Source organism: Bradyrhizobium sp. NBAIM14 (assembly GCF_020193895.1).
Taxonomy (GTDB): domain Bacteria; phylum Pseudomonadota; class Alphaproteobacteria; order Rhizobiales; family Xanthobacteraceae; genus Bradyrhizobium; species Bradyrhizobium yuanmingense.
On sequence record NZ_JADYVQ010000050.1, the window covers coordinates 1 to 4,712 of the forward strand.

Annotated in this window: 2 protein-coding genes and 1 pseudogene; 1 reads left to right on the forward strand and 2 read right to left on the reverse strand. The window is 59.3% G+C overall.

The window, feature by feature from the left end; all coding sequences use genetic code 11:
- Positions 1–598: 598 nt before the first annotated feature.
- Positions 599–2,002: a GGDEF domain-containing protein gene (locus I6F28_RS37575; RefSeq protein ID WP_276573450.1), complete on the reverse strand. Its 1,404-nt coding sequence runs from the start codon at positions 2,000–2,002 to the stop codon at positions 599–601.
- Between the two features lie 350 nt (positions 2,003–2,352).
- A complete protein-coding gene (locus I6F28_RS36870) occupies positions 2,353–2,607 on the reverse strand; it encodes a hypothetical protein (RefSeq protein ID WP_225143893.1) in 255 nt (84 codons plus the stop codon).
- Between the two features lie 1,036 nt (positions 2,608–3,643).
- Here I6F28_RS36870 and I6F28_RS38010 point away from each other — a divergent pair.
- Positions 3,644–4,116 (forward strand): annotated as a pseudogene (locus I6F28_RS38010) (ISL3 family transposase); the annotation flags it as partial.
- Between the last annotated feature and the right edge of the window lie 596 nt (positions 4,117–4,712).

The window sequence follows — 4,712 nt, forward strand, 5'->3', positions numbered from 1 at the left end:
TCCCAGCTGCGCTAAACGAGGGCCAAGCCCATAGAGATGCGCTAAAAGTGAAGTGAGAACGACGCCACCGAAGAGAGCAATGAGGTCCCTCGTGGCAGAACTGCGCCAATCGAAGTGCAATACGCGCAATCGTGGAGTTGACATTCTCATCCCATTCAAACACTCCGCAGCGCGGGGTGGCCCAGTGAGGTTCTTGGCCGCAGCATGATTGTTGAGAACCAGATGTTGCGCCGATTGCCGAACTTCAGTAACGGCTTCGCAAGCAGCAATGAGCCATCGGGGCGCGATAGCGGCCTCCCGCAAACGTTGTGTTCGAGCGACCGGCAAGTTCGCGCACCGAAGCAACGAGCTATATCCTGAATATGCCGCTTCAAGACTTTGACGACGGCTGTCACGCGACGCCGTCGTAGCAAGCAACGACATAACAGCTCCCGGCAGCTAGTGACCGCAGCCTATTGCGGTGCGAACCTGCCTGCAAACTGCAATGGATGGACCATGACCGAATAGTTGTTAATAGAGGCGGCTTTGGCTCGGAGAACAGCGAGAACGGGCGTCCGGGTCAAGAGCACCGGAGACGGAGTGAACGATGAACGATATCCTAGGCGACAACCACACGGTTGCGGCCCTCAAATTTTGCGCGATAGAGTCGCTGGTCGGCGACGTTCACGAACCCGTCGAGCGTGTCTCCATCACGCCTGAACTCCGACACTCCAACGCTGATGGTGACGCCGACCGACGGTTCGGCTCCGACGTCGAATGCAGTGCGTTCGATGGCCGATCGAAGGCGCTCGGCGACCGCGCCAGCCGCGTCGAGCGTCGCCCCCGGTAGCAGTACCATGAATTCTTCACCGCCCACGCGCGCGACAGATTCGTAAGGCCGGATTGCCTCCAGACACTTTCGCACGAATACGCGCAGGACCTCATCGCCGACGCTGTGACCACGTGAGTCGTTTGTATCCTTGAAATGGTCTAGATCGAGGGACAGCAGAGACAAGGGCGCCCCGGTCCTCTTGGCTCGTGCGATCTCCGCGCCGATATGCTCGATAAAGTGGCGCCGGTTCCCGGCACCGGTTAGTGGATCAGTGGCGGCGAGCCGCTCCAGCCGTTGATTGCTCAATTTCACTTGCTGAAGTGCCTTTTGAGTGTCGGCCATCGATTTGGCCAGGCGGGCGGTCATTTCTTCCTGGCTATAGATGGTGGCGAACGATTGCGTTGTTCGGAAAGCCTGGACGACGCCATAGCTGAGCAAAAAAAATCCGCCAGCAAAGATTGCGTGAGCCAGCCACCACATATGATTCCACGGCGCGGCCAAAATGAATGCGAGCGACGATAGCGCAAACCATGCGACAGAAACGCCGAAAACAAGCATGAGCGGCGAGTGAATCCGTCGCATGAGCAAGACCGCGACGTTCAGCGCACTGAAGAGCAATGCGCCGCCCTCCATGGACAGGCGGACCACCGGGTGCCCAGCATAGGGTGAATAGGCGACCAGTGCGACAGCTAGGTCCATCGTAAGGAACAGGCCAATCCACGTCAGCCATGCGCGCGTGTCCGAGCACTTCTCAAGTCCGTCTGACGGCCGGTTGTAGCTGAGTAGCCCGACGAAGAGCAAAATCGACATCGCCAGACGCGACGCTGGCCCATAGAGCAGAAACAGCCAAATGTTGCGATGTGCCATCCCCGTGAAGGCGCCGTGCAGCGTATAGATCAGCACGAAGGCCAGAAAACCAAGCGTCAACCACCGCAACAGAGGCTCGCCTGAAGACTGATAGCAGCGCCACGTCACATATGTGACGAACAGCCCCTCGAGGGTAGCGACGGCGATGGCGAATTCGTGGAACAGGTGGTCTTCAAACTTCAGCGCGGGATCTTGCTGGAAATAGAGGTAAGCGATGAACTGAGTGGGTAGCAGGGCGAAGCCGATAATGAGAAGGCTCGTATACGCCTGTGTGATCAGCCGCAGCGCGCTGGGCGGCTCCTGCAACATAAGATTGGTACTCATATGCTATACCGTCATTCCATGATGATCGCACGCGGTCCTTTCATGAACTCGTGGGGCCCTTCTTCAAGCATGGAGTCGTGCTAGACAAGCAAAGTGAAGGCATCATGGCTCGTCTCCGCCGTAGCTCATCCAACACCCGGCACGGGTGATCCCGCTGAACGGGCGCGGAAGTCACAAGATTTACGTTTCCGTCCATCGGCTGCACTCATCCGGACGGGGCTGCGACGCCGCCAGGATTGGCTTGCCATCCAGGAGCGGCCAAGTTCGTCACTGCGGGATCGCCGGTGCCGTGGCGAATTATGTGTTCGAGCCCAGTACGTTCAGCCCACCCGCAAAGGTATCGTGCGTGTTCAGTACAGTATCCAGCTGCTGCCCCGAGTCGTCACGATCTGCGACCCGGTCGAAAACGCGCCGGAGGAGGAGGAAATCACGAGGCCATTGAGGAAGGGATTCTGCGCATTACCGTACTCAATCGTCTGCTTGTCACCCACTGGTAGCGCCGCTGTGACGGTCGGTCCGGACTGGTTCGGCTCGGAGCCGACGAGCGTGATGAGCAACACCGCAAGTGTCAGCCCGCTTTGATTGATGAGTTTCTTGTATACCATCTGTGACCTCCGTCCTGCCCGTGTCCCCGCGGCAAAATGCGGGACAGAGGTTCCGCTATATACATTAACTGGCTAAGCTAAGCCCCTGCCAGATCTTGTAGGCGGCCGACATTTGGAGCCTGCCAGGACTGGGCAGGTCACTTTATGCCAAGCGGCTGGAGCGCGGCCGCTGTTTGTGGCCGTCGGCGGCGGACGTGGTGACAATCACCCCAGTCCAGCTTCGCTACATGCTCGACTACCCATGCGAATGCTCCTCCTCGTGAGGCTGTGATTCTGAGATGGAGATGGTCGAGCTCGTGATTGCGTAGTTTTCGAGCCTCCATCGCGCACGGCGTGTTGGAGAACGGGTGCGCGTCCGAAGGGATGCGATCGATTAAAAGGCCCGCTTGCCTGCTGTTCAATACGCCAGCGAAATTTCTGTGTGCTTAGCAGGTCGGATGAATGCCGCCATCGCGTACAGGCCGGGCGTGCAAGAGAATGCGCTGGGCCGTGATGGGCAGCACGTTGTCGGGGCAATTTGGCGACCGATGTTGCTAGGTCGTCAATATGGCAGCGATTAGCAATTTCATCATCGTGCATGTTGGTGCGGGCGGGCTTGAGCACGCGTTCTACTCACTTTTGATGCAGTTTGGAGGATGTCTTGCGCTTTGATTGGGGAAAATCAGCGCCATGCAGCAAGCACTCCACCGCTCCAGTCTGGTGCCGCGTGGGTTCGTTGAAGAGAGCGCGTGCTACGAGGGTGACAAAGTTGTCATTACGGTCCGAGCATCCAGAAGCGTTGGCGTATGTCCGTCGTAGAGAACGGTTTCCCGACGTGTCGATAGCCGGAATCGACGACGCGTGACCGATCTGCCGCTCTTGGGGCGGATCGTAGGAGCTCCTGGTGATCGCCCGTCGCTTCCGCTGCGACGCCGTCCTGTGCGGTGCTATATATTCGCTGAGCGCTTCGCAAGGGATACTGGCTCCGTCGGCGCGACGCACGGCGAGGCTGGGCTCTATCGTCCATCACCTTGGTCTGGCGCTTGGCGGTCGTCCGGCGGCAACCTTCGCAAAACAGCTGATGTTGCCGGTAAGTAAAGATACGCTCCTGCGCGTGGTCCGACGCCGTCGCCGTTCCCTGGCTGGCCCGCTCAGGGTTATCGGCATTGATGATTGGGCCTGGCGGCGCAATCACCGATGCGCCAGCATCATCTGCAATCTGGAACGACGCCGGATCGTCACCCTACTGCCGGATCGTGAACCCACGACCGCCCAAGCCTGACGTGCTCATCCCACGATCGCGATCGTCGCCCGAGACCGTGGTGGAGAATATTGTGAGGCGGCGGCCAAAGCCTTGCCGCAGGCGGTGCAGGTCGCGGATCGCTGGCATCTAATGGAGAACGCGAGCCGAGCCTTCCTCAAGGCCGTCCGCAAATCGATGCGTCAGATCCGCGTCGTCATCGGTGCGACTACGATTGGTCCCAATCTGCTGACAGCCGCCGAGCGCCCCAGTATGAGGGCTATCGCCAATCGGCTCTTTAATTGCGGGTTGTTGTCAACTTTTTTTGAAGCCATATGGCAAAGTAGTCGCGCTCGGCCCGACGGAGCAGGTCGGGGTTGCGCAGACGGGGCGAGCGCGGCTGGTGGATCTATAGCGAGCTCGTAGTAATAAGCTGATTTGCTGTCACCTGGTTTCAATGTGATCAGTTGCCCGATGGTCCTTTCCGAGGTCGTAAGCGCCTCATGATGATGTCCGGATCGGGTGCCTCCTCGTTTGCAACGGGGTGCGGACGAGCCGCTACCAGCCGATTGACCGAGGTCATTACGACCACCGTCCCAGCGGGCATCGCCAGCCCGGCGGACCGGGCCAGGAACCTGCAAAAAAAGTCGGGCTGGCATGTTGCCCCCGTCGAATGATGTGCCGTCGACCCAGATACAGTGGAGGATGACAGTGATCTTGCGGGCCGGTCCGGACGTGTCGGTGCCCGCGGGATCGGACACGCGAGCGTGAGCCTGCAGTCCGAAGTTCGGCGGGACCAACTGGGACGGACAGTGCCCCGGTCGGCCATCAGTTTTCAGACCAAAGCGAACACCTTGACCCTGTAGCCCGCCACGAAGCGCCTGCA

What these genes read in the sequence shown, in the direction of transcription:
- I6F28_RS37575 (WP_276573450.1), bottom strand. Translation starts at nt 2,002, where the DNA reads ATGAGTACCAATCTTATGTTGCAGGAGCCGCCCAGCGCGCTGCGGCTG.
- I6F28_RS36870 (WP_225143893.1), bottom strand. Translation starts at nt 2,607, where the DNA reads ATGGTATACAAGAAACTCATCAATCAAAGCGGGCTGACACTTGCGGTG.